This window comes from Paraburkholderia sp. BL23I1N1 (genome assembly GCF_003610295.1).
Taxonomy (GTDB): domain Bacteria; phylum Pseudomonadota; class Gammaproteobacteria; order Burkholderiales; family Burkholderiaceae; genus Paraburkholderia.
In genome coordinates, this window is sequence record NZ_RAPV01000002.1 from 506,284 (window position 1) to 527,533 (window position 21,250).

Annotated in this window: 17 protein-coding genes and 1 pseudogene; 5 read left to right on the forward strand and 13 right to left on the reverse strand. The window is 62.6% G+C overall.

What is annotated here, in order from left to right:
* Positions 1-462: 462 nt before the first annotated feature.
* The 6 genes from B0G76_RS34925 to B0G76_RS34950 form a co-directional block, all read right to left on the reverse strand.
* Positions 463-1,566, reverse strand: a complete 1,104-nt coding sequence (locus B0G76_RS34925; protein WP_120298037.1) for a GTP-binding protein — start codon at positions 1,564-1,566, stop codon at positions 463-465.
* A 244-nt stretch (positions 1,567-1,810) separates the two neighbouring features.
* Positions 1,811-3,013, reverse strand: a complete 1,203-nt coding sequence (locus tag B0G76_RS34930) for a class I SAM-dependent rRNA methyltransferase (protein ID WP_120297332.1) — start codon at positions 3,011-3,013, stop codon at positions 1,811-1,813.
* A gap of 98 nt (positions 3,014-3,111) precedes the next feature.
* Positions 3,112-4,035, reverse strand: coding sequence for a tyrosine recombinase XerC (gene xerC / locus B0G76_RS34935; protein ID WP_120297333.1), 924 nt, complete (start codon positions 4,033-4,035; stop codon positions 3,112-3,114).
* A gap of 25 nt (positions 4,036-4,060) precedes the next feature.
* Entirely contained in the window at positions 4,061-4,780 is a 720-nt protein-coding gene (locus B0G76_RS34940) for a DUF484 family protein (RefSeq protein WP_120297334.1), read from the reverse strand.
* Between the two features lie 200 nt (positions 4,781-4,980).
* Positions 4,981-5,844 carry a diaminopimelate epimerase gene (gene dapF, locus B0G76_RS34945; protein ID WP_120297335.1) on the reverse strand — a complete coding sequence of 288 codons (864 nt, stop codon included), beginning with the start codon at positions 5,842-5,844 and terminating at the stop codon, positions 4,981-4,983.
* A gap of 116 nt (positions 5,845-5,960) precedes the next feature.
* Complete coding sequence (locus B0G76_RS34950; protein ID WP_120297336.1) at positions 5,961-6,845, reverse strand: lipid A biosynthesis lauroyl acyltransferase; 885 nt, start codon at positions 6,843-6,845, stop codon at positions 5,961-5,963.
* Positions 6,846-7,121: 276 nt separating this feature from the next.
* On the opposite strand from B0G76_RS34950, the gene metK reads away from it, so the two are divergent.
* Complete coding sequence (metK, locus tag B0G76_RS34955) at positions 7,122-8,309, forward strand: methionine adenosyltransferase (RefSeq protein WP_120297337.1); 1,188 nt, start codon at positions 7,122-7,124, stop codon at positions 8,307-8,309.
* 84 nt (positions 8,310-8,393) lie between these two features.
* Here the strand turns inward: metK and B0G76_RS34960 are convergent.
* Positions 8,394-8,763, reverse strand: a pseudogene (locus B0G76_RS34960) (hypothetical protein).
* A 466-nt stretch (positions 8,764-9,229) separates the two neighbouring features.
* Between B0G76_RS34960 and B0G76_RS34965 the strand changes: the two are divergent.
* A complete protein-coding gene (locus tag B0G76_RS34965; RefSeq protein ID WP_120297338.1) occupies positions 9,230-9,991 on the forward strand; it encodes a phytanoyl-CoA dioxygenase family protein in 762 nt (253 codons plus the stop codon).
* 61 nt (positions 9,992-10,052) lie between these two features.
* Here B0G76_RS34965 and B0G76_RS34970 read toward each other — a convergent pair whose 3' ends face one another.
* Entirely contained in the window at positions 10,053-10,259 is a 207-nt protein-coding gene (locus tag B0G76_RS34970) for a DUF3185 family protein (RefSeq protein ID WP_120297339.1), read from the reverse strand.
* A gap of 221 nt (positions 10,260-10,480) precedes the next feature.
* Between B0G76_RS34970 and mgrA the strand changes: the two genes are divergently transcribed.
* On the forward strand, positions 10,481-11,524 hold the full coding sequence (gene mgrA / locus B0G76_RS34975) for an L-glyceraldehyde 3-phosphate reductase (protein WP_120297340.1): 1,044 nt from the start codon (positions 10,481-10,483) through the stop codon (positions 11,522-11,524).
* Between the two features lie 164 nt (positions 11,525-11,688).
* Here mgrA and B0G76_RS34980 read toward each other — a convergent pair whose 3' ends face one another.
* The 5 genes from B0G76_RS34980 to B0G76_RS35000 all read right to left on the reverse strand — a co-directional run bounded on the left by B0G76_RS34980 (position 11,689) and on the right by B0G76_RS35000 (position 19,491).
* The gene (locus B0G76_RS34980; protein ID WP_120297341.1) at positions 11,689-11,874 is read right to left on the reverse strand and encodes a hypothetical protein; all 186 of its coding nucleotides are present in this window, start codon (positions 11,872-11,874) and stop codon (positions 11,689-11,691) included.
* Between the two features lie 243 nt (positions 11,875-12,117).
* The gene (locus B0G76_RS34985) at positions 12,118-13,419 is read right to left on the reverse strand and encodes an MFS transporter (protein WP_120297342.1); all 1,302 of its coding nucleotides are present in this window, start codon (positions 13,417-13,419) and stop codon (positions 12,118-12,120) included.
* Between the two features lie 96 nt (positions 13,420-13,515).
* Positions 13,516-15,018, reverse strand: coding sequence for an efflux transporter outer membrane subunit (locus tag B0G76_RS34990; protein WP_259460914.1), 1,503 nt, complete (start codon positions 15,016-15,018; stop codon positions 13,516-13,518).
* A complete protein-coding gene (locus tag B0G76_RS34995) occupies positions 15,015-16,232 on the reverse strand; it encodes an efflux RND transporter periplasmic adaptor subunit (RefSeq protein ID WP_120297344.1) in 1,218 nt (405 codons plus the stop codon). The genes B0G76_RS34990 and B0G76_RS34995 overlap by 4 nt, the downstream gene beginning before the upstream one ends.
* A gap of 76 nt (positions 16,233-16,308) precedes the next feature.
* A complete protein-coding gene (locus tag B0G76_RS35000) occupies positions 16,309-19,491 on the reverse strand; it encodes an efflux RND transporter permease subunit (protein ID WP_120297345.1) in 3,183 nt (1,060 codons plus the stop codon).
* A 415-nt stretch (positions 19,492-19,906) separates the two neighbouring features.
* Here B0G76_RS35000 and B0G76_RS35005 point away from each other — a divergent pair, with 415 nt between their 5' ends.
* Positions 19,907-20,119 carry a hypothetical protein gene (locus B0G76_RS35005; protein WP_028197750.1) on the forward strand — a complete coding sequence of 71 codons (213 nt, stop codon included), beginning with the start codon at positions 19,907-19,909 and terminating at the stop codon, positions 20,117-20,119.
* Positions 20,120-20,218: 99 nt separating this feature from the next.
* Positions 20,219-21,247 carry a serine/threonine protein kinase gene (locus tag B0G76_RS35010; protein ID WP_120297346.1) on the forward strand — a complete coding sequence of 343 codons (1,029 nt, stop codon included), beginning with the start codon at positions 20,219-20,221 and terminating at the stop codon, positions 21,245-21,247.
* Positions 21,248-21,250 lie beyond the last annotated feature (3 nt).

Here is a 21,250-nt window from a genome sequence, read left to right on the forward strand (position 1 = left end):
AACCGCTTCTCAATTGCTCCTGAGGCATTGCTTGCCGGCAGCGCGCCTGTCGGGCTGTGCCAGCCGGCATTGTCGGCGTTATTTCCGGACAAGATTTTCCGGCGCCGTTTCAGGCCCGGCGCACAATACGCGCTGACCGGGCAATTCGTTGTCATTCTCCAGTGGGCACGTATTGTAACTGAATCACAATCCAGCACCGCAACTGGTAAAAATCCCCCGGCGGCGCACTGATATCCCGAAAATATAACGCGCGCACGGTCAAAAAGCGATGGTCGTGCACGGTTTAATACAGCAGGGTTTTCACGTGCTTTTCACACAACCGACATTTCAGCGGGCTTTTTGACCGCACCCCTGCGGATTCTGCAGACAATTGCCTCGGTGCCCGCGGGGCGCACGCTCGTCATCAGGGCGCTTCAGCATGCCGCGTGCCACGCCACCTGCACGGCGCGGCAGGCGTTATGCTTACGCCAGACAGGCGTCCAGGCCGTCGGTGATCAGGTCCTGCGGCAGTTCGATGCCGATGAACACCATCTTGTTGGTCTTCTTCTCGATCGGCTGCCATTTTGCTGCCAGGTCGCTGCCCATCATCTGGTGCACGCCCTGGAATACCACCTTACGGTCGACGCCCTTCATATACAGCACGCCCTTGTAGCGCAGCAGGCGCTCGCCGTAGATCTGCAGGATGCCGCCGAGGAAATCCTCGAGCTTGTTCGGATCGAAGGGACGGTCGCTGCGGTAGACGAACGATTTGATCTTGTCGTCATGGTGCGCGTGATGGTGATGCGCGTGGTCGTGGCCTTCGTGGTCGCACTTGCCGTGGTCGTGATCGCAGTTTTCGTGGTCGTGACCGTCGTGATCGGCATGGGTGTGGCCGTGCTCGTCATGCGCGTGAGCGTGGCTGTGCGCGTGTTCGTCTTCAGCAAGGAAGTCCGGGTCGATTTCGAGCTTCGAATTCAGGTTGAAGCCACGCAGGTCGAAGATTTCCTTAATGTCCGCTTCACCGAAATTGACGATCTTGATCGCCGCTCGCGGATTCATGTGCAACAGACGGTGACGCAGATCGTCCACGTGCTGTTCGTCGACCGTATCGGACTTGGTGATGAACAGGCGATCGGCGAAGCCGACCTGGCGCTGCACCACTTCATGCTCGTCGAGTTGATGATTGGCGTGCTTCGCGTCGACCAGCGTGATGATCGCGTCGAGCAGGAATTCGTTGGCGATCTGGTCGTCCATGAAGAACGTCTGCGCGACGGGGCCCGGATTGGCGAGACCGGTGGTTTCGATCACGACACGGTCGAAATCCAGTTCGCCGGACTGCTTCTTCGCCGCCAGATCGCCCAGCACGCGCGACAGATCGCCGCGAATCGTGCAGCAGATGCAGCCGTTGCTCATCTGGATGATCTGCTCGCTCGTATCCTGCACGAGGATTTCGTTATCGATGTTCTCTTCGCCGAACTCGTTCTCGATCACGGCGATCTTCATGCCGTGCTTTTCGTTCAGGATGCGCTTGAGCAGGGTGGTTTTGCCGCTGCCGAGAAAGCCGGTCAGGATGGTGACTGGGATCATGTTGGTCGCCTGTATGTACGTGAGTCTGTGCGTAATCTGAATATGCAGCGCGAATTTACAGCGCCAATGCACCGCGCGGGATCTGCAGCGAATGCGTCTGCGAATCCGGCTTGCCGGGCGCGGCAGCCTGACGGCGCGCGACCCGATCTAGCCGGATATTGAAACATATCTGCCGAGCCGGCGCTGGCGGCGGAGGCGAACCCCTTTCGCGGCGCGCGGGAAATAACCCTGAAGCTATGGGCGATCAGGCAATTTGCAACAGCAGGCCCTTCAGGTATTCGCCTTCGGGGAATGCCGTGAGCAGCGGGTGATCGACCCCGGCGCCGAGGCGCTTGAGAATCCGCGCATCGACGCGGGCATCGGCCGCCGCGCCGGACACGATCTTCTGAAACAGTTCGGAGTCGATCGCGCCGGAGCACGAGTAGGTGAACAGCAGGCCGCCCGGGCGCAACAGCTTCATGCCGGTCAGGTTGATGTCCTTATAGGCGCGCGAGGCGCGGTCCACGTGCTCACGCGACGGCGCGAATTTCGGCGGATCGAGCACGACCAGGTCGAAGCGTTCGCCTTCGTCGTAGAGGCGGCGCAGGGTTTTGAACGCGTCGGCATCGAGCCAGGTGGCGCGCTCGGCGTCGAAACCGTTGGCAGCCACGTTCTGTTGGCCGATCGCAAGTGCGTCGCCCGACGAATCGATCGACACCACGCGCTTTGCTCCGCCTTTCAATGCCGCCAGCGAAAAACCGCCGGTGTAGCAGAAGCAGTTCAGCACCTCGCGATCTTTCGCCAGTTCCTGCACCAGCAGGCGGTTGTCGCGCTGGTCGACGTAAAAGCCGGTTTTGTGGCCGTTGCGCACGTCGACGTGATAGCGCACGCCGTTTTCGCTCGCGATCAGCGCTTCTGACGGCGCATCGCCTGCCAGCACGCCCGTGATCTGTTCGAGCCCTTCTTTCTGGCGGATCGACACGTCCGAGCGCTCGTAGACGTTCGGGCAGCCGGTCGCGTCGACCAGCGCGGCGACGATCGCCTCCTTCCACGCTTCGACGCCCGTCGCCATGAACTGGCACACCAGCTGGCTCCGCTGGCCCTCGTCCTCGGCGACGTAGTGATCGACGATCAGGCCCGGCAGGCCGTCCGCCTCGCCGAAAATCAACCGGACGGCGCCGGTGTTGTGCACCATCGTTTGACGATGGGCGAGCGCGCGCTGCACACGGCGCTTGAAGAACGCGTGATCGATCGGCTCGGCTTCGTCGAAGCTCCACACGCGCGCGCGAATCTGCGAATGCGGGCTGTAGGCTGCACGCGCGAGGAAACGGCCGTCGTGCGCGCGCACCAGCACGGTCACGCCGGGAGCGGGATTGCCGTCGACGCGATCGATCGCGTTGGCATAGACCCACGGGTGGCGGCGCAGCAGCGATTTTTCTTTCGACGGTTTGAGCGTAACGATATTCATCAGGGTGTCAGCAGGAGCAGTTGGCCGCGTGGACAAAGAGGCACACGGCAGGTGAAGCGAAGGCGGAGACCGCAAGCCGCAACAAGCAAGGAGCGGAGTCAGTCGCGTTTTTTGGCGCGCGGATGCGCCTGATCGTAGACGTGCGCGAGATGCTGGAAATCGAGCGCGGTGTAGACCTGCGTGGCGGTGATGCTGGCGTGCCCGAGCAGTTCCTGCACGGCCCGCAGATCGCCGCTCGACTGCAGCACGTGGGTGGCGAACGAATGCCGCAGCACGTGCGGATGCACGTTGGCGGGAATGCCGGCGACCAGCGCCGCGCGCTTCACACGGTCACGCACGACATTCGGCGACAGCCGATTGCCGCGCGCCGAAAGAAACAGCGGATGCGGGTCCTGCCTGACCATCTGGTCGCGCACCGCGAGCCACGCGTTCAAGGCGTCAATCGCTTTGCGGCCGACCGGCACGATACGGCGCCGGTTGCCTTTGCCGAGCACTTCGACTTCGGCGGAGTCGAGCTTGAGCCAGCCCGCGGAGCGGTAGCCGTCGGCATCGGCAAAACGGGCGTCGAGGCCGACCAGTTCGGACAGGCGCAGGCCCGACGAGTAGAACAGCTCCAGCATCGCGTGGTCGCGCAAACCTTCGGGCGTCGCAGCGGGCGGGCTTTCCATCAGGCGCGTGGCGTCGTCGACGGAAAGCGCTTTGGGCAGGGCTTTGGCCTGCTTGGGCGCCCGCACGGTGGCGACCGGATTGGCCGGCAGATCGACGCGGCCCGCGAACCAGCGGTAAAACGCCCGCCAGCACGACAGCCGATGACTGATCGAGCGCGCCGTCAGGCCGCCGGCGTGCGCCCGCGAAACCGCGCCGCGGATGTCGACAGCGGTGAGGCTTTCGAGCGGCCGGCCTTTGGCCAGCAGCTTGAGCTCCTCGAGTTCGTGGGTGTAGCCGCGCAGCGTATGCGCCGACAGTCGCCGCTCGTGCTCGAGATTCGACAGATAGGCGGCGATCAGGTCGGCTTCGGTCACGATGGCCTTTAGCGGGATCGGTGGCTCAGCGCGGCAGCAGACGGCTCAGCGCCGCGCTCGCCAACGCGCCGATCTGCGTCAGGAAATCGGTGGCCATGCCGTCGTGGAAGCGGCGTGCGTCGGCCGAACCCATGACCAGCAGGCCGAAGGTGGGCGCTTCTTCATTGCCTTCCGGGTCGCGCAGCGCGAGCAGCGCAATCGATTCGGTGGCGTGCGCGGACTCGCTCGCACCGCCTGTGGCCCCATCCTCGCTCACAGCCGACACCGCCGGCGCCAGCCACTGCGCCGCTTCGAAGCCGGTGTTCGCGCCACAGTACGGGGTGGTGAGGCTATTCGCGAAGATTCGCACTTCCTCGCCGACGTGGCGCGCGAACTCGGCCTGCGAATACGGTTCGGAGACGTCCCATACGCGCAGCGCCGCTTGCGGCACGTCGAAAATTTCCCGCAAACCGGTGGCGATCGTGCGCGGCAGCGCGTACGGATCGCGCTCGGCCATCACGCGGATGGTCCAGCGATTGAACTTCGAGGCTATGCTGTCGTTTTCGTGACCGTAGCGCAGCAGCTCGGCCAGACGCCGTTCGAGATGCTTGTTCTTGTCGCGCAGCATTTCCATCTGCCGTTCCTGCAGCGACACCGCGGCTTTGCCGTGCGGGTTCGCAAGCCGGATCGTCGCGAGCATTTCCGCGTGTTCGGCGAAGAAATCGGGGTTGGCGAGCAGATATTCGGCGACTTCGCGATCGTTCATGGTTTCGGCTAAAGGACTACGGGACGACGCCTTCGGGCGGCGCATCGGTCAGCCGGTGAAAGAGCCGCTTGGTCCGGCTTTTCATCGGCTGCTTAATTGGCTGCTTCATCGGCCTATTTGAGGCCATGTGTCGGGTACTTCCTCGGCCGATCGCTCGGCCGCTAATTCGGGTACTGCGTTGTGTACTTCGCCAGCGCGACTCAGTCGGCCAGTTCGATCTCGCCTTCGAAGACGGTTGCCGCAGGACCGGCCATGAGCAGCGGCGCGCCTTCTTGCGTGCTGTCACACGTGATGGTCAGCTCGCCGCCGTGCGTGTGCACCAGCACCGGCGCATCCAGCAGCCCGCGGCGAATGCCGGCTGCGACTGCCGCGCACGCGCCCGTGCCGCACGCCAGCGTTTCACCGGCGCCGCGTTCGTAGACCCGCAGCTTGATCTCGCTACGGCCGACGATCTGCATGAAGCCCGCGTTTACTCGCTGCGGGAAGCGTGCATGCCGCTCGATCACCGGGCCTTCGACGAGCACCGGAAAATCTTCGACGTCGTCGACCACTTGCACCGCGTGCGGATTGCCCATGGACACCACCGAAATCCAGCGCGTCACACCGTTCACGTCGAGCGGCCAGAGCGTGTCAGCACCCTCGCGGCGGCCTTCGATGCCCTTGGTGGCGAACGGTACGCGCTCCGGTTCGAACACGGGGGCGCCCATGTCGACCAGCACTTCGCCGTTGTCCTGCATGGTCAGCAGGAGGGTGCCGTTCTGCACTTGCACGCGCACGCTGCGCCTGTCGGTCAGGCCGGTGTCGCGCACGAACTTCACGAAGCAGCGCGCGCCGTTGCCGCAGTGCTCGACCTCGCCGCCGTCGCAATTGAAGATGCGATATCTGAAATCGACGCCCTCCACGGTGGGCTTTTCGACCAGCAGCAACTGGTCGGCGCCGACGCCGAAATGCCGGTCCGCGAGCGCGCGCACCTGCGCCGGCGTCAGGTTGACCGGTTGGGTGTAGCCGTCGAGCACGACGAAGTCGTTACCCGCGCCGTGCATTTTGGTGAATTTCAGTTTCATCACGCTATTGTAAGTGACGCGCCTGCAGGTGGGCCGAACGCGGCCTCATTTGCCACTTTATTTGCCACGTAGTTGCCACTCTATTTCCGCATTCTGGCGCTTTTTTCCAGGATCGCTCAGTAGACGCTGGGCTCGCCCGGCGGACGGGTCTTGAAGCGCTTGTGCACCCAGTAGTACTGCTCGGGGATCAACGGAATCTGCTCTTCGAGGAAGGCGTTCATGCGGCGCGCGTCGGCGTCGTCGTCGCCAGTGGGGTAGTTGTCCCACGGCTTGAAGACCTTCAGCCGGTAGCCTTTGTAGTTCGGCAGCACCTCGCCGATGAACGGCACGACCTGCGCGTTCCCGACCTTCGCAAGACGCGCCACGGCGGTCAGCGTGCAGGCCGGAACGCCGAAAAACGGCACAAAGGTGGAATTGCGCTCGCCATAGTCCATGTCGGCGCCGAGCATGACCGGCTTGTGGTCGCGCAACCAGCGCAGCACGATGCGCGCGCTGTCGGCGCGGCTTGCCATGTCCGCGCCGAAGCGGCCGCGCGCAGCTATCGCCACGTCGTCGAGCACCGTGTTGGACATCGGCTGGTAAAGCGCTCCGCACTGCCGGTGCAGCGCGTGATTGATGAACACCGAGCCCGCTTCGATGCCGACGAAATGTGCGCCGAGCAACAGGGTGGGCGGCATGTCAGGATCCAGCAGATCGATCTCGCTATCCACCTGCACGAGTTTCTCCAGCTTGCTGGCAGAGCCGAACCACTGCACGCTGCGCTCAACGTAGCTGCGGATCGCGTGGCGGAAATGCTTCTGCGCGATCTCTTCGCGGTGCTGGGCGCTCCACTCCGGGAAACACAAGCTCAGATTGATGTGGACGATGCGCTTGCGGTTGCTGGGGATCTGATAGAGCAGCCAGCCCAGCCCGTCGCCTAGTCGCGCAACGAAACCGTATGGCAACAATGCCAGAAATTTCAGCAGTCCAATGGCCAGATGGGCGCCAAGGCGACTCAGCATGCCGCCCCTCCGTTTAGGGCGTCGAGCGACGCTTTGCTCAAGAAATCTGAGGACGGGTCGAAATACAGCACGGGTGATCACTCTGTGACAATCAAAAGAAGTCGCTATAATAAGGGCTTCGCCGAGTTAATAGACAACTTGCGGGGCGAAGCTGGCGGGTGCGATCCATTGGAAAGCCCCAGCCATCAAGGTAATCCGCTAAAGCGTCGCCGCTTCAAGGCTCCCGAAGCTGGCTACGTGAAACTCAACCGTAACCACTCAACAGGAGTCTGCAACGTGGCAAACGATTATCTCTTCACTTCCGAATCCGTGTCCGAAGGCCATCCCGACAAAGTCGCGGATCAGATCTCGGACGCCATCCTCGACGCCATCCTGGATCAAGACAAGTACTCGCGTGTTGCAGCAGAAACGCTGTGCAACACCGGGCTCGTCGTGCTGGCCGGTGAAATCACCACCACCGCGAACGTCGATTACATCCAGGTCGCGCGCAATACGATCAAGCGCATCGGCTACGACAACACCGATTACGGTATCGACTACCGCGGCTGCGCGGTGTTGGTGGCGTACGACAAGCAATCGCCGGACATCGCCCAGGGCGTGGACCGTGCGCACGACAACAACCTCGATCAAGGCGCTGGGGACCAGGGCCTGATGTTCGGTTACGCGTGCGAAGAAACGCCGGAACTGATGCCGCTGCCGATCCACCTGTCGCACCGTCTGGTGGAGCGCCAGGCGAATCTGCGTCGCGACGGCCGTTTGCCGTGGCTGCGTCCGGATGCGAAGTCGCAGGTCACCGTGCGTTATGTCGACGGCAAGCCGCATGCGATCGACACCGTGGTGCTGTCCACGCAACATTCGCCGGACATCGATCTCGCGGTGCTGCGCGAAGCCGTGATCGAAGAAGTCATCAAGCCGACGCTGCCGGCTGAGCTGATCAAGGGCGACATCAAGTTCCTGGTGAACCCGACCGGCCGGTTCGTGATCGGCGGCCCGCAAGGCGATTGCGGTCTGACAGGCCGCAAGATCATCGTCGATACGTACGGCGGCGCGGCGCCGCACGGCGGCGGCGCATTCTCGGGCAAGGATCCGTCGAAGGTCGACCGTTCGGCAGCGTATGCCGGCCGTTATGTCGCGAAGAACATCGTGGCTGCCGGTTTGGCGTCGCGCTGCCTGATTCAGGTGTCGTACGCGATCGGCGTTGCCCAACCGACTTCGGTGATGGTCAACACGTTCGGCACGGGCCGCGTATCGGATGCAGTCATCACGAAGCTGGTGCTGGAGCATTTCGACCTGCGTCCGAAGGGCATCATCCAGATGCTCGACCTGCTGCGCCCGATCTACGAGAAGAGCGCGGCCTACGGTCACTTCGGCCGCGAAGAGCCGGAATTCACGTGGGAAGCCACGGACAAGGCGCTGGTGCTGGCCGAAGCCGCTGGCACGGAACCGGTCGCCGCGCTCGCTTAATCAGCGCACAGTCCGCTTCAGCAAAAAACCCCGCCGGCGGCGCGAGCCGAGCGGGGTTTTTTTATGACCTTCGAAGACGCTGGATCAGCGGCTCGCAAACGCGAACGCAAACCAGCCGGTGCTGCCGTTCGTCGACATACGGCGCGGCCGGCGGCTCGTGCTTTGCGGCGCTGCGACCGGTATATTGCGCGGTGCGGAGAGGCGCAGCGGCGTCGGTTTGCGCAGCAGCGTGCGCAGCGAAAAAACGGCGCGAACTGCCTTGCAGGCGCAGCGCGGAGAAGAAAGTGTGGAACCACGTGCGAATGCCATCCACCGCTTTGGCTTCGCGCCATTGTTCGCCTAATGCGCGAGTGCGCGTGGCATGGTGACGCAGCGCGCGCACGACATGGCGGCGCGCCGGACGCGCCGCTTTCAAGGCGGCGCGGGTAAGACGGGTGCTCAGGAGAGTATGCATGGCTTCACAAGTAGGCAACGTGTCGCGCGACGGGGGTGTCCGCCATAAAGAGCACCAAATGTGCCAATGACGGTGTCGCGATGGACGGCGCGAAAGCCCGGAATTCGGTGGAAAAGGGCACGGAGGACGGCGTAGGGGCCGGTCACAGCGGCGCGTGCGCGCCACAGAAGTGCGGGGAGTAGCGATCAACATGTGTGCAGGCTACACGCGATTCATGACGTCAGAAAGTCCGTTTTTACCCTGCGAATGCGGGTTTTTACGGATAAGTACGATGCGCACATTTGCGGGGTCGCGCCCTTTGCGGTCGATTTTCGTGCGTGCTTGCCCTGACAGCGTGCCATGCAAACCGCCATTTCGCGTGAAAGTAGTGCGTAAGACCCCGGCTTCCCGACAGGCGAAACTGCGCACAGTCCGATCGCGCCCGTTTTACAATCGAGCATCGGTCAGTCGAAAGTAACGGAACACCATGTCACTTCACTCGAAGAAAGAACAGATTCAAACGTTGCGGGAGCAAGGATTTGTCGTTGTGCCGGGATTGGTGTCGCCCGAGCGTTGCGCCGAGCTGAAGCAGATTGCGGAGCGGCAGTTGCAGGAAGCGGCGGCGCCGATCGAGTTCGAAGCGGATTTGCGCTATCCGGGCGCGCCGGAATCCAAGCATGCGCCGGGCGGCCATACGGTTCGCCGCTTGCTGGATGCGTACGGGCGCCATCCGCATTTTGCCCATTGGGCGACCGCGCCGGAAATTCGCGGCTGGATGGAGTTGTACTTCGGCGAGGAGCCGCGCTTATCGCGGGCGCATCACAATTGCATGATGACCAAGCACCCTGCTTATGGCAGCTTGACTGGCTGGCATCGTGACGTGAGGTATTGGTCGTTCGAGCGTGATGACCTGGTCTCGGTGTGGCTCGCGGTCGGGTCGGAGACGGTCGATAACGGAGCATTGTGGCTGGTGCCGAAGTCGCATAGCGCGGCCTTCACTTCCGACCGGTTCGACGAGGCCAAGTTTTTCCGCTCCGATCTTGAAGAGAATCAGGCGTTGATTCGCACTGCGGTTTCGCCCGAGCTCAACGCCGGGGACGTGGTGTTCTTTCATTGCAACACGTTGCATTCCGCTGGCAAGAACATCAGCGATCAGGTGAAATTTTCTTTGGTGTTTACCTATCACGGGGCGAGCAATGTGCCCCTGCCGGGATCCCGCTCGGCGGCCAAGCCTGAAATTGCCTTTTAGGTTTTTTTGCCCGTGCGGCGCACATCTTCTTTAGTCTCGCGCCGCGCAGGCACACAACGCTTTATCGCTTGCGCCCGGAAAGGGCTACGCCGGTCAGGCCGGCAATCGTGGCGATAACGCCGCCCACGATCAGCATGATTGCCTTATTGGTCGGAGACCCGGTAAACACGCGAGACACCTCGCTGCTGACCGAGTTGAACGCCTGCCCGCCGAAATACAACAACACGATACCGCCGACAATCAGCGCGATTGAAATCGCCTTCGTCATGAACCTGCCCCTTTCTAAGCCTTGATCGGCCAAAGTGTAGGGGAGCCGTCAGCAATCGTCTATCCCGCATAGTGGGCCTCTGCAGGCAGCACGGCGATTGGCTACCATAACGGTCTGGTCTCACCCACGCCTGAACATAAAACCTGCGCGCCTCCCGCAGTACGTGATGATTTCCCCCCGCCCGTGATCGCCGGGCGCCTTCAACATCAAGGACACTAGCAATGGCTTACGAAGCAGCTTCAGGACGCTATTCGGACATGCAATACCGCGTCTGCGGGAAGTCGGGTCTCAAACTGCCGGCGTTGTCGCTGGGCCTGTGGCACAACTTCGGCGACACCACGCCGATCTCCACGCAGCGCGATATCCTGCGCACAGCCTTCGACCTGGGCATCACGCACTTCGACCTCGCCAACAACTACGGTCCCCCGTACGGTAGTGCCGAAACCAATTTTGGCCGGCTCTTCAAAGACGACTTCAAGCCGTATCGCGACGAACTCTTGATCTCGTCGAAAGCGGGTTGGGATATGTGGCCGGGTCCGTACGGGCAGGGCGGCGGCTCGCGTAAATATGTACTCGCGAGTCTCGATCAGAGCCTGCAGCGCATGGGCCTCGACTACGTCGATATTTTCTATTCGCATCGTTTCGACGCCGATACGCCGCTCGAAGAAACCGCCGGTGCGTTGGCGAGCGCCGTGCAGCAGGGCAAGGCGCTGTACATCGGTATTTCGTCGTACTCGGCAACCAAGACGCTTGAAATGGCGAAGCTGCTCGCCGAGTACAAGGTGCCGCTGCTGATCCATCAGCCGGCATACAACATGCTCAACCGCTGGATCGAACACGAGCTGCTCGACACGCTCGAAAAAGTCGGCGCGGGCGCCATCGCGTTCACGCCGCTCGCGCAGGGCCTGCTCACCGGCAAGTATCTGAACGGCGTGCCCGAAGACGCGCGCGTCAACAAGCCGGGCGGCGGTTCGTTGAAGCAGGAGCATCTGAGCCCGCAAAACATCGAACACGTGCGCAAGCTCAACGACATCGCGCAGCGTCGCGGACAAAGCCTCGCGCAGATGGCGCTCGCCTGGGCGCTGCGCGATCCGCGCATCACCTCCGTGCTGATCGGCGCAAGCCGGGCGGAACAGGTGCGTGAGAACGTCGGCGCGCTGAAGAATCTCGCGTTCTCGAAGGAAGAGCTGGCGGAGATCGACCGCTACGCGACGGAAGGCGGCATTAATCTGTGGGAAAAGCCGTCGACGGATCAGGCGATCTGATCGCACGGCGTTTCAGGTTGTAGAAACAAGGAAAGCCGCCCGTGAGGCGGCTTTCTTTACCGATGCAAATCAAGTGCACACGCTTCCCGCACAGCGGCCGAAGCGACTGCGTTCAGTCGACCGAACCATCGGCGAAGCGTCCAGGCTGTCTTCGCCAGGCCCCGCTAAACTAGCGCAGGCAAGCCTTCGACCAGCACGACCGCGAACACTACGCCGATCAAGGCGCCGAGCACGCGCAATGCGTTGTGACGCAACTCCGTCTTGCAGGGCAGCGCGCCGACAAACAAAGCGCCGGCCAACGCCATCGGAATAACCAGGATGAAATCGCCGATCGTGAAGTAGGTCGTCATACCCGTCTCCTTATCTAGTACCTGCGAGGGCAGTGGCTCTATTTCTGGAGTCATGCACTGCCAACGCTCGATTCGAGTATAGGCGACGGTTAGAACAGCATAACAACGCTTTGCGGCGCTGCAGCGCATCTTCGCAACCTGCAGAACCCAGTGCTGCAAGGGCCGCCGTGATTGTCGCGTCGCAGCAAAAACACCGTAAATAGTGAAGTATTTGCTTACGCGGCCCTTACTTTTTGAGCTGGTTCAATGCCCAGCGGATTGTTCGCGCTGACGCAAGCGCGTGGCCGCAACGATGCCAATGACGAGCAGCGCGCCCACCAACCCGGCAACACCGTTCCAGCCATACCCGGCCCATACATGGCCGCCATAAGAGCCCACCACGCTCGAGCCGATGTAATACGCGAGCAGATATAGCGCGGCCGCCTGCCCCTTGGCTTCTTTGGCGAGGCGTCCGACCCAGCCGCTCGCCACCGAGTGTCCGGCGAAGAAACCGAACGTCACGCATGCAATCCCGATTGCAATGGTCGTGATCGGATGGAACATCGTGAGGGCGAGTCCGAGCGCCATCAGCAGGAGGCTGCCGGTCAGGACGCGCGCCCGACCGAAGGTGTCTGCCATGCGCCCCGACCACGGAGAGGCGACCACACCCGTCAGATAGACGACGAAAATCGCGCCGATCTCCGTTTGACTCAACAGGTAGGGCGGCGCGAGCAGCCGGTAACCGATGTAGTTGTAGAGCGTGACGAAGCTGCCCATCAGCACGAAGCCGAGCAGAAACAGCAGAGGCAAGCCGGGCCGCGTGAATTGCTTCAACAGCGCAGCGCGGTGATGGCCAAAGCCGAGCCCGCGACGCGGCACGAAATGGCGCGACGGCGGCAGCAGCGCGCGAAACGCGAGCATCGAGAGAATGCCGAGCACGCCGATCGTGCCGATAGCCACGCGCCACGAAAACAGATCCGCGACGACGCCGGTAATCACGCGCCCCGCCATCCCGCCGATCGCCGTGCCGCCGACGTATAGCCCTATCGCGAGACCCAGTCCGTCGGGGTGCACTTCTTCGGCGAGGTACGCCATCGCAACCGCGGGCACGCCACCGAGCGCGAGGCCTTCGAGTGTGCGCAACACGAGCAATTGATGCCAATGCGGCGCGATCGAGACACCGATCGTCAATAGCGCCGACAGCGTGAGCGACGCGGTCATCAGCTTGTGACGGCTCCAGCCTTCCGACACCAAGCCGGCCACGAAGATGGCGAGCGCAAGCGCGGCTGTCGTCAGCGAGAGCGACAAGCTGCTCTGTGCCGGCGTCACGCCGAACGCCGTGGAGAAAGCGGGCAGCAGAGGTTGGACGCAATACAGCAGCGAGAAGGTGGCGTAGCCGGCGAACAGCAGCGCGATGCTGGCGCGCCAATAGGCACGTGTGCCGCGTTCGAGATAGGGGATGTTGGGCACGTCAGGCGCGGCAACGGAGGTGGGAGAAGCAGACGAAGCAGAAGAAGCAGGAACGGCCGAAGTAGCAGTCCGGTGGGATTCCGGCGATGCGGTCACGAAAAAATCTCCTTGGGGCGCGAAAAGTACTCAAAGGAGTTAAGGATACGCTGAAAAATCTGGGCGGGTGCGCGAGACGCGCAGCGAGGCCAACCGCTAACCGTGCGCCACCGCGTCGCTCGCGGGCGCAGCGGGATGCACGATCTGTTCGTCGGTCGGCAAGGCTGATACGTCCCAACCGCCCCCCAATGCCTTGATCAACGCGACGCTCGCCGCCATACGACGGCGCGCGATCGACACTGCACTGCGTTCGTTGGCGAGCGCGGTGGTCTGCGCAACCACGACGTCGAGATACGTGATCGCACCGTTCTTATAGCGGTTCGACACGACCGCCAGCGAGCGCTGGGCGGCGGCCACCGCGTCGTCCTGCGCGGCGGCTTCCTGTTCGAGCACGCGCAATGCGGCGAGGTTGTCTTCCACCTGGCCGAACGCGGTCAGCACCGTTTGGCGGTATTGCGCGACGCTTTCGTCGTAGTGCGCGCGGGCTTGCTCTTTTAGCGACGCCCGTCCGCCGAAGTCGAGCAACGTGCCCGCCAGTGTCGGCCCGAGCGACCACAGACGGCTCGGCGCCAGCAGCCATTGGCTGTAGTTGGTCGCTTCGAGCCCGCCCGTCACTGACAAGATCAGGTTCGGAAAGAATGCCGCCTGCGCCACGCCGATCTGCGCGTTCATATCGGCGACGTGCCGCTCTGCCGACGCGATGTCGGGTCGTCGCTCGAGCAAGGCCGAAGGCACACCGGCCGCCGCGACCACCGGCACGGCGGTGAGCGGCGCAACCGGCAGGGAAAATGTTGAGGGTGTTTGGCCGGTCAGGATCGCGATCGCGTGTTCGAGCTGCGCGCGCTGCACGCCGAGGTCGAGCGCCTGCGCCTGAGTGGTTTTCAACTGTGTCTCCGCCTGTGCAACATCGGCGTCGGTGGCGATGCCGCCGGCGTAGCGGTGTTGGGTGAGATCGAGCGCTTCCTTGTAGGCCTTGATGGTGTCGTCGAGAAGTTGGCGTTCCTGATCGTAGCCGCGGAGTTCGAAGTAGTCGGTCGCCAGTTCGGCCTGCATCGAGAGGAGCGCGCCCTGCGTGTCAGCAGCGCTCGCCTGTGCCTCGGCTTTCGCGCCTTCCACGCTGCGCGACACGCGGCCCCACAAGTCGGGTTCCCACGAAGCGTCGGCTTGCACGAGGTAATCGTTCAGCGCGAGACCCGCGGTCGATTTGTGCAGCACATTCTCCGATGTCCTCGCGCGTGAATAATCGCCGTTCGCCGTGACGAGAGGGAAGAAGTTCGAGCGATATTGCGCGACCGTCGCGCGAGCGGCGCGAAAGCGCGCCTCGGCGGCCTGCACGTTCTGGTTCGCGCTCGCGACCTGCTGCTCGAGCATGTCGAGCGACGGGTCCGCATAGACGCTCCACCATGCGCCGCGCGCGAGGGTGTCGGCGGGTTGCGCGGGCTTCCAGCCGGTGCCTTCGAGTTCCTTGTAGGTCGCAGCGGTGACAGCCGGTGGCCTGACGTAGTCGGGGCCTACGGTGCAGGCCGTGAGCGTGCCGGCGAACGCCGCGGCAAGTAGTGCGACGCGAGCGGCACGAGCGGCGCAGACGGGCGTGTTCACGATGCACCACCTGCACTAGCTTCCGCAGTCGCGCCCGCTTTGCCCGGCACGATTCGCACCGGCGCGCCGTCCACGATCGAATCCTGCGGATTCAGAATCACCTGCTCGTCGCCGTGCAAACCGGATGCGATTGCCACGCGTGTGCCGAAGTCCGTGCCGAGCGAAACCGGCAGCAGTTTCACCTTGTGCTGTGGATCCACGGTGGCGACTCTCACGCCATCCGGCCGGAACAGAAGCGCGTTGCCGGGCAGCGTGAACGGCGCTGCGCCCGCGCCCAAAGCGAAATGCACTTGCGCGTAGGCGCCCGGCAGCAGATCGCCGCTGCGATTGTCGACATCGACTTCGACAAGCATGGTCCGTTGTTGCGGATCGACGGCGCCCGAAGTGCGCGCCACGGCTCCCGGATAATGTTTAGACGGCGTTTCCGTCAATGTCAGAAACGCCGTTTGCTGTGCGCGGACCTGCTGCGCGTAGGCCTGCGGCACGTTCACGTACACGCGCAATCTGTCCGCCTGCACGACGTGGAACAGTTCCTTGGCCGGTCCGCCGGAACTGCCCGCATCGATCAGCGCACCCACATCGACATTGCGCGCCGTCACCGTGCCGTCGAACGGCGCGTAGACCTTCTGGAACGATTGCGTTTTCTCGAGGCGCGCCACGTTGAAGCGCGCGGCGTCCAGCGTGCCTTTCTTCGCGAGCATGTCGCCGACCTTCTCGTCGGTCTCCTGCTTCGAGACCGATTTGCTTCTTAGCATTTCAGTCCAGCGATCGGCTGTACTTTTCGCGAGCGCATAATTGGCGTCGGCATTCGCCAGGTCCGCGCGGGCGGCGCGCAGTTGATCGTCCACTTCGGGTGTGTCGATTTCCGCGAGCAACTGGCCATTCTTGACGTGCGCGCCGATGTCCGCATACCACTTCCTCAGATAGCCGTTGGTGCGGGCGTAAATCGGCGTGTCGAGAAATGCCTGCACGTTGCCGGGCAGCACGAGGTCGAGCCCCGCGGTCGACTTTTGCGGGCGCACGACTTCGACACTCGTCTGGCTGGCATGCTCGGCGTCGCGTTCGAGTGCAGCATGCGCGTCATGACGCGACCAGATGCCTTGTGCCGTGAGACCGACGATCACCACGGCCGCCACCACGATCACCCAGCGCGTGCGCTTGCTCTTCGCAGCATCGAGCGTGGCGTCGGATCCGTCTGGACGTTTTCCTTCCATCAAGCTTCCCATATCAGAATGCCTGGGCGGTCAAAGCCGCCTCTTATGCTTCGTGTGGCGTGTGTCGCGCTATAGGTCATGGCTTTTGCACCACGTGTTCGGCCGCACGCTGACGCCGCGCCGCGAGCCGCCGGTAGATCATCGAAAACACGACGGGCACGAAGATCAGCGTGGCCAGCGTGCCGACCGTCAAACCGCCGATCACCGCGCGCCCGAGCGGCGCATTCTGCTCACCGCCTTCGCCCAGACCGACCGCCATCGGCACCATGCCGATCACCATCGCGAGCGCTGTCATCAGCACCGGACGGAAACGCGTGAAGCCTGCATCGATCGCCGCGCGCGTCGCGTCGCCGTGCTCGAGCAACTGTTCGCGTGCGAAGCTGATCACGAGAATTGAATTCGCGGTGGCGATGCCGATACACATGATCGCGCCGGTCAGCGCCGGAATCGACAGCGTAGTGTGCGTGAGAAACAGCATCCACACGATGCCCGCCAGCGCGCCCGGCAGCGCCGTGATGATGATGAAGGGATCGAGCCACGACTGGAAATTCACTACGATCAGCAGATACACCAGCAGGATCGCAAATACCAAACCGGCGAACAGACCCGAGAACGATTCGTTCATCGTCTGCACCTGGCCGCGCACGATGAGGGTCGAGCTTTTGGGAAGATCGGCTTTGGCGTCCGCGATGATCTTGTTGATGTCGTCGGAGACGCCGCCGAGATCGCGGCCGTCGGCGGTGCCGAAAATGTCGATGGTGGTTTGCGCGTTGTAGTGCGTGAGCACCGCGTTGCCGGCTTCGCGTTTCATCGTGGCGAGCGAGCCGAGGATATTGCTGCGGCCGTTGGCATTCAGCGGAATGTTCGCGAGCGATTGCAGCGAATCGATCGTGTATTGCGGCGCTTCCGTGATCACGTTGTAGCTGACGCCGTTGTGCGGATTGAGCCAGAACGTCGGTGTGGTTTGCTGGCTGCCGGACAGCGTAATCAGCAGGTCGCTTGCAATGTCGCGTTGCGAGAAGCCCGCTTGCTGGGCGCGCGTGCGGTCCACGTCGATAAAGATGCGCGGCAAATCGGCGGGCTGCTGGACGCGTGCGTCGGCAAGACCCGGCACCGTGCGCAGTCGATTCAGCAATTGCGCGGCGAAGGCGCGATTGCCCGCTACGTCGCGCCCGACGATCTGAATGTCGATCGGCGAGGGCAAGCCGAAGTTGAGTGTCTGACTGACGATATCCGCCGGCAAGAAAGCGAACTGCACGCCGGGGAATTCATCGGTGAGCGTTCGGCGCAGCGTACGCACGTAATTCGCGCTTGGATGATGATCGGGATTCAGCGTGATGAGGACGTCCGAATCCGAGGTGCCGATCGTGCCGGTGTTGCTGTACGACAGATTGATACCCGAAACCGGCAAGCCGATATTGTCGATGAGCGAATGCAGCTCGCTCGCCGGTATCAACTGACGAATCCGCGTGTCGACGCGATCGGTCACCACCGCGGTCTCCTCGACCCGCATGCCAGTTTTGGCACGCAGATGCAGTGCGATCGTGCCCGCATCGACTTGCGGGAAAAAGTCGCGTCCGAGAAACGGCATCAACAACATCGACGCGCCACAGCAGACGAGAAACAGCGTCACGAACAGTCCCGGCCGTGCCACCCGCGCTTCGAGAAACACGCGATAGCGCGCGCGAAAACGTGCGAAGCCGCGTTCGAAGGAATAGTGCACGCGCATGAACGGATTGCGTGTCTGCACGGGTGCGTGATGGAGGTCGGCCGGCGTGTGGTGATAGCGGAGCAGATACTTCGCGAGCGTCGGCACGAGCGTACGCGAGAAGAAGTAGGACGCCAGCATCGCGAACACGACCGCTTCGGCGAGCGGAATGAACAGATAGTGCGCGACGCCGGTCAGCAGAAACATCGGCACGAATACGATGCAGATGGAGAGCGTCGAGACCAGCGTCGGAATGGCGATCTGGTGTGCGCCGTCGAGAATCGCCTGCTCCAGGGTCTTGCCCTGTTCGAGCTGATGACTGATGTTTTCGATGGCGACGGTGGCGTCGTCGACCAGGATGCCGACCGCGAGTGCGAGCCCGCCCAACGTCATGATGTTGATGGTTTCGCCGAGCATCGACAGCGCGATGATCGAGGTGATCATCGACAGTGGAATCGACACGGCGATGATCAGCGTCGCGCGCCAGTTGCCGAGAAACAGCAGAATCATCAGGCCGGTCAGACACGCGGCGATCAGCGCCTCGCGCAGCACGCCCTGCACGGAGGCGCGCACGAACAACGACTGATCGGCGACCGGATCGATATTCAGCGAAGCGGGCACGAGATTGCGCAGCGTGGGCATCATCGTCTTGATGCGGTCCACGATTTCGAGCGTGGACGTGTTGCCGCTTTTGTTGATGGTCAGCAAGGCGGCGCGCTGGCCGTTCACGCGCACGATGTTGGTTTGCGGCTGGAAGCCGTCGCGCACATGAGCGACGTCGCGGATATAGACAGTGCCGTTAGCAGTGGATTTGATCGGAATGTTATTGAGCCCGGCGAGCGAATCCGGACTGCCGTTCAGTTCCACCGAATATTCCGTCGAACCGATTTTCGCGGTGCCCGAGGGCAGGATCAGATTCTGCGCGGTGACGGCGTTGACCACGTCCATTGGCGACAGATTGCGCTCCTGCAGCCTGCGCGAATCGATATCGACCATGATTTGCCGCTGCTTGCCGCCGTAAGGCAATGGCGCGGAGGCGCCGGGCACGGTGGCGAGCTGCGTCTTCAGGAAGTTGTTGCCGAAGTCGTATAGCTCCTGCTCGGTGAGCGAAGCGGACGACAGCGCGAGGCGCAGGATCGGCACCGTCGAGGCGTTGTAGCGCAGGATGAACGGCGGGTTGATGCCCGGCGGCAGCGAGCGCAATTGCGCTTGTGACAGCGCGGTGACTTCGGCGAGCGCTTCATCGATATTCGCGTGCGGCTGAAAGAAAATCTTGACCACCGCGATGCCATTCAGCGAGGTCGACTCGGTGTGTTCGATATCGTTGACCGCCACCGACAGCCCGCGCTCGTAGTTGAGCACGATGCGCTTTTCTATTTCGTCGGCCGGCAAGCCGTTGTACGACCAGATTACCGACAGCACCGGAATGTCGATATTTGGGAAAATGTCGGTCGGCGTACGCAGGATTGTCAGCGGACCGACGATCAGCAAAAGCAGGGCCAGCACGACGAATGTATAAGGGCGCCGCAGCGCCAGCCGAACGATCCACATGACTAGTTAGGTCGACGAAAGCCGGCGCTGCCGGCGCGGCACGAACAGCGGCCATGGCACATACCGCCGTGCTGGGCGGCGGATACGATGGGCGGATCAAGCAGATCGTTCTGGCGGTGCATGATTTTGATATATCACCCCGGCAGGGTTTATGATGGACTCGTTACGACGCTTTACGCCCAGATCATCGGCCCGGCAAGCTGTAATGGGAATAGGGCGAAACGACGGGTGAACAGCCCCGAGTTCGCACTTTCCATGGCCCCGCACATCGGGAACAATGACTCGAACCTCTCACGCGTCTTACGCGCAGCAGATTGGGTGCGTACGCAACGTTATTGGCGAAGCGGCGCTTTTATCATCACCTTGACCGGCGCGGAAACCATAAAGCCGGCTATAGGAGAAACGGGGAAACATCATGCAAATCGGTTCCATTGTCCGATCGGTGCATATCGCCGTGCCGCAAGGCGCACGCGGGATTGTCATGCGCATTCTCGGCGACATGGCCATGGTGGCCTGGTATGCCGGCGAGCCCGGTACGTCAGAGCATCTGAACACTGAACCCTTTTTCCTTGAAGATCTGATCGATACGGGCGAGCAGGTACGCCCGGCGAGCGCGCAGGTACATTGACGCTGGTTTGAGTCCGATTCATGTCGTTGCAGGTGGTAGGCAAGCGCAAGGTGAGCCGGCGCCCTCGTCTTTGACGGCGGCGCGGCGCACAATGCGGACATGAACGACGACAACCTCGACCTGCAGGACGGCGCCGATTGCGCTGTTCCTTTCGCCCGGCTCAAGCCGGAAATCGTGCTCGACGCGCTCGACAGCGTGCTCAGCAGCGTCGGTGTGTACACCGACGGCCGCATGCTGCCGCTCAACAGCTACGAGAACCGCGTGTACCAGGTGGGCGTGGAAGATGGTCCGCCGGTGGTCGCCAAGTTCTACCGTCCCGAGCGCTGGACCGACGCCGCCATTCTCGAAGAACACGCCTTTGTCGCCGATCTCGCCGCGCGCGAAATTCCGGCGGTGCCCGCGCGAGTTTTCGAAGGCCGCACGCTGCATACCTTCGACGGTTTCCGTTTCGCGATCTTCGAACGCCGCGGTGGCCGCGCGCCCGATCTGGACCGGCGCGATACGCTCGAATGGCTCGGGCGTTTTATCGGCCGCATCCATGCGGTTGGGCAAACGCAGAACTACACCGAACGTCCCACGCTCGACATCAATACGTTCGGCTACGAGCCGCGCGATTTCCTGCTGTCGCATCGTTTCGTGCCTGACGACGTGCGTGCCGCGTGGGAAACCGTGGTGAATCTCGCGCTTGAAGGCGTTGAACGCGCGTTCGAGCGTGCCGGCGAGATTCGCATGCTGCGAATGCACGGCGATTGTCATCCGAGCAATGTATTGTGGACCGACGCGGGCCCGCATTTCGTCGACTTCGACGATAGCCGCATGGGTCCGGCAGTGCAGGATTTGTGGCTGTTGCTGCCGGGCGAGCGTGTCGAGGCTTCACGTGCGCTCGCCGATCTGCTCGCCGGTTATGAAGACTTCTGCGACTTCGAGCCGCGCGAACTGTATCTCGTCGAGGCATTGCGCACGCTGCGGCTGATTCACTACCAGGCGTGGCTCGCGCGCCGCTGGGACGACCCGGCATTTCCGGCGGCGTTCCCGTGGTTCAACACGCAGCGCTATTGGGAAGACCGCATCCTCGAGTTGCGCGAGCAGCTCGGCGCGATGCACGAAGGGCCGCTCTGGCCGGTTTGAGCG

Bases quoted from the DNA above. Each gene is read 5' to 3' on its own strand.
- B0G76_RS35005 (WP_028197750.1), top strand. From the start codon at position 19,907: ATGCAAATCGGTTCCATTGTCCGATCGGTGCATATCGCCGTGCCGCAA.
- B0G76_RS34965 (WP_120297338.1), top strand. From the start codon at position 9,230: ATGTCACTTCACTCGAAGAAAGAACAGATTCAAACGTTGCGGGAGCAA.
- B0G76_RS35010 (WP_120297346.1), top strand. From the start codon at position 20,219: ATGAACGACGACAACCTCGACCTGCAGGACGGCGCCGATTGCGCTGTT.
- B0G76_RS34940 (WP_120297334.1), bottom strand. From the start codon at position 4,780: ATGAACGATCGCGAAGTCGCCGAATATCTGCTCGCCAACCCCGATTTC.
- B0G76_RS34970 (WP_120297339.1), bottom strand. From the start codon at position 10,259: ATGACGAAGGCGATTTCAATCGCGCTGATTGTCGGCGGTATCGTGTTG.
- B0G76_RS34995 (WP_120297344.1), bottom strand. From the start codon at position 16,232: ATGGAAGGAAAACGTCCAGACGGATCCGACGCCACGCTCGATGCTGCG.
- B0G76_RS34930 (WP_120297332.1), bottom strand. From the start codon at position 3,013: ATGAATATCGTTACGCTCAAACCGTCGAAAGAAAAATCGCTGCTGCGC.
- B0G76_RS34950 (WP_120297336.1), bottom strand. From the start codon at position 6,845: ATGCTGAGTCGCCTTGGCGCCCATCTGGCCATTGGACTGCTGAAATTT.
- B0G76_RS34925 (WP_120298037.1), bottom strand. From the start codon at position 1,566: ATGATCCCAGTCACCATCCTGACCGGCTTTCTCGGCAGCGGCAAAACC.
- B0G76_RS34980 (WP_120297341.1), bottom strand. From the start codon at position 11,874: ATGACGACCTACTTCACGATCGGCGATTTCATCCTGGTTATTCCGATG.
- mgrA (WP_120297340.1), top strand. From the start codon at position 10,481: ATGGCTTACGAAGCAGCTTCAGGACGCTATTCGGACATGCAATACCGC.
- B0G76_RS35000 (WP_120297345.1), bottom strand. From the start codon at position 19,491: ATGTGGATCGTTCGGCTGGCGCTGCGGCGCCCTTATACATTCGTCGTG.
- dapF (WP_120297335.1), bottom strand. From the start codon at position 5,844: ATGAAACTGAAATTCACCAAAATGCACGGCGCGGGTAACGACTTCGTC.